This window comes from Candidatus Borrarchaeum sp. (assembly GCF_019058535.1).
Lineage (GTDB): Archaea > Asgardarchaeota > Sifarchaeia > Borrarchaeales > Borrarchaeaceae > Borrarchaeum > Borrarchaeum weybense.
The window spans coordinates 1-3335 of sequence record NZ_JAHPYX010000165.1; the positions used below are offsets into that span (position 1 = coordinate 1).

The following is a 3335-nucleotide window of genomic DNA, read 5'->3' on the forward strand; positions in this document are numbered from 1 at the left end:
CCTTCGATTTCTGAACTATATTGCGCTCAACAAGTTTGGAACAAAAGGCTTGTTTCTATTCGCTAGTTTTGGTGGCGTTGCTAATAGTGAAGCAACCGTCTCAAGTATTACAAATATTGCACGTAAATCAGGAGAAAAGAAGGAGCAAGGAAAATTATTCTCGAAAGCGATTGTAATTACAAATGCTACAATGATCTTACGAAATCTATTAATTGCCGCAATTTTAGCACCAATTTTGTTAGCATATACCGCTATTCCGCTTGTGCTGGCATTTATGGCTGGTGTTGTAAGAGGATATCCACGAAAAGAAATGAGTTTGCCAACCCCTAAAGTGGAATCTCCTTTTTCCTTTAAATCAGCGTTGCAATTTATTGTCTTATTTGTTGGAATTACATTTTTAACGTTAATAATGCAACAAACGTTTGGAGAGGCAGGTTTGGTCATTGCAGGCGTAATTGGAGGTTTTGCAGGATCAGGTGCTGTAATTTTTTCAGTCTCTGTTTTGTTTGCACAAGGCAGAATATCTGACTATATTGCAGTAATGACTATTCTAGCAGCAGTGGTCTCCGCTGTTATGAATAAACTGGTGTATGTAAAACTAGGGGGAGGAGGGCGTAATTTATTGAAATATGTAATGATAGACACAGTTCTTTTAGCCTCTATTGTACTCATCTTCCTTGTATTTCTCTCATTCTTTAGATTTTAACTTAATCGGCGGAAAGCCCCCTTCCGACAGGGTGGGGTATTTCACAAATTAGATTATGTCAATAAAATAGATCATGAGCCGTTATAGGCTTTTATCTCAACCAAAAACTCCGAATCGGATGGCAAGATAAATACTTCCTACACCAACTGTTAAAAACACCGATAGTAGGCCAACCTTTAAAAATTCGTAAAATTTAATTGGGTACTTAGTTTTCTCGGTAGCAGCTTGAGCTACAATTCCTGCTGATGATGCAAGAATTGTTGAATTACCACCCATGCATGCGCCTAGAGCCATAGCCCACAATAAAGGCTTTTGTTCAAGGCCTGTGATTTGAGAAATATTAAATACAATTGGAAGAAGTGTAGCAACCAGAGGTATATTATCTACTACAGCAGAGCCTAATGCAGAGGTCCATGCAATCAAAAATATTCCTGCTACCATATTTTGACCAATAAGACCTGCTATACCTTCAGCAACTATATATAGGATTCCAACTTTATCAAGTCCTCCTACAACAACAAATAATGAACCAAAGAAAAGTAAAGTCGACCATTCAACTTTATGTAATATTTTTGTCATCTTTTTTCCTCCTACGAATAAAAGAACACCAGAACAACCTAATGCAATGATCGCAGGACTTATATGAATAAAACTATGACTAATCATTAATCCAACGAAAACCAGAAAAACAATAATACATAATCTGAAGAGATTTTCATCTGTGACAAGTGCTCTAGGGGCTACAGGACAGCTTTCCATCGCAACTTTAGCTTTCTCTAGGGAATCTTTATAGTACCATCTTAAGAATAGCGTAAGAAGTACAAGACACGCTATGGTTATCGGAGCCATATTTGCAGCAAACTCAACAAATGTTAAGCCCGCAGCGGATGCAATCATTATACTGGGAGGATTACCTATTGCAGTCGCCGTTCCGCCTACATTTGCTGCCAAAATCTCTGAAACGATGTACGGTTTTGGGTTAACTTCGATCACCTCGCAAATCATAATCGTTACGGTGACCATAAACAACGCTACCGTAACGCTATCTAAAAAAGAAGCTAGCAATGCCGTCAAGCCAATGAACATATAATGCATCCTTTTTGGATCACATTTAGTAAAATTGATTATGTAGGCTGTGAGATATGCAAAAACACCCGCCTCCCTAAATGCACCCACTATTACCATCAGCCCAAAGAGCAACATAATTGCTTCCCAGTCTACATATGCGATCATCTCTTCAACAGCGAGAATTCTAAAAGAACCTAACAAAACAAGTCCAAACACGCCAGCAATAGTTTTTTCTTTAATGCCAGAGACTATAAGGGCAAAGACGAATATAAAAATTCCTAATGCGATAATTTGCTCATTTGATACCATGAATTCACTGCTCCTAAGGCATTTGACAAATTTTATAGTAAAGAGCTGGGCGGATATATCTTATATAGTACGCTCACCTTTATAAAGTCGATCCTTGTACATTAAAAACCGTGTAACAATTGAAAAGATTGTTGAAAAATCCCGTTTCACCATATCTGCCGATTTCATATAAGACTTCTGATAAGTATATTAGAATTAGTTCCATCAACTACAGTATTTAATAGTTTTTCGAGTATATCAAGAAAAAACAAAAAAGGACTCACGCGTTTTTCAACCACTTCTTGTTAGTTTTTCAACCTTTTTTCGACAGTATCTTACAAGTTCCTGCCCAGGTCTCCCTACTAAATGGCTTTCACTGTGTTTTATTGGATTAAATCTAATTTTTACTTCCTTTAACATAGAGAAATGCTCCAATCCCTTTATCTCTTTTATCTGATTGAATCTAAGGTCTAGTTTTTGGAGGTTGATGAGTTTCTCTAACCCTTGTATCTCTTTAATCTCATTAGCACGAAGGGACAATTCTATAAGATTGGTAAGATGTTCTAATCCTTTAATCTCGTCTATCGTATTTCGAGGATCTAGTTTTTCCAGATCAGCAAGACTTCCCATCCCTACGATATCTTCTATATCATTACCAAGAAATAGTTTTTGTAGTGTATTGAGGTTCTCTAAGCCCTTAATCTCATTTATATAATTGCTTCTGAGGTTTAGTTCTTGGAGATTGATAAAGGTTTCTAATCCTTTGATCTCTTCGATAAAATTATGATGCATGTAGAGTTTTTGGAGGTTAGTGAGGTTCTCCAAGCCCTTAATTTCGTTTATATAGTTCCAACGAAGATTTAGAATTTGGAGGCTGGTTAGAGCATCTAATTCTTTAATTTCTTTTATATTGTTACCCCCAAGATCTAGTTCTTGAAGATTAATGAGTTGCTCTAATCCTCTAATTTCCTCTATACTGTTTTCGCTAAGGTGTAGTTTTTGAAGATTAATAAGACGTGCTAATCCTTTTATCTCTTTCATCTGATTATTACTGAGGTTTAGTTCTTGGAGATTAATGAGATGCCATAATCCTTTGATTTCTACTATATTGTTACCACTAAGGTTTAATTTCTGGAGATTAGTAAGAGATTCTAAATTCTTGATCTCTTCTAGATCGTTATTACTCAGATCTAGCTTCTTTAGGTGAATAAGGTGTTCTAATCCTTTAATTTCTTTTATTTTATTATTACTAAGATCCAACTCTTGGAGATTA

Annotated in this window: 3 protein-coding genes; 1 reads left to right on the forward strand and 2 read right to left on the reverse strand. The window is 36.1% G+C overall.

Features of this window, described 5'->3' with window-relative positions:
* Window positions 1-706 (forward strand): DUF4010 domain-containing protein (locus QVB70_RS09620; protein WP_287585521.1); only part of this gene is annotated, 706 nt, incomplete at its 5' end.
* A 96-nt stretch (window positions 707-802) separates the two neighbouring features.
* Here the strand turns inward: QVB70_RS09620 and QVB70_RS09625 are convergent.
* Both QVB70_RS09625 and QVB70_RS09630 read right to left on the reverse strand, forming a co-directional pair.
* A complete protein-coding gene (locus tag QVB70_RS09625; protein ID WP_287585522.1) occupies window positions 803-2083 on the reverse strand; it encodes an ArsB/NhaD family transporter in 1281 nt (426 codons plus the stop codon).
* A 270-nt stretch (window positions 2084-2353) separates the two neighbouring features.
* On the reverse strand, window positions 2354-3335 hold a 982-nt coding region (locus tag QVB70_RS09630), incomplete at its 5' end, for a leucine-rich repeat domain-containing protein (RefSeq protein ID WP_287585523.1).

Coding starts and splice junctions, on each gene's coding strand:
- QVB70_RS09625 (WP_287585522.1), bottom strand. CDS start 2,083: ATGGTATCAAATGAGCAAATTATCGCATTAGGAATTTTTATATTCGTC.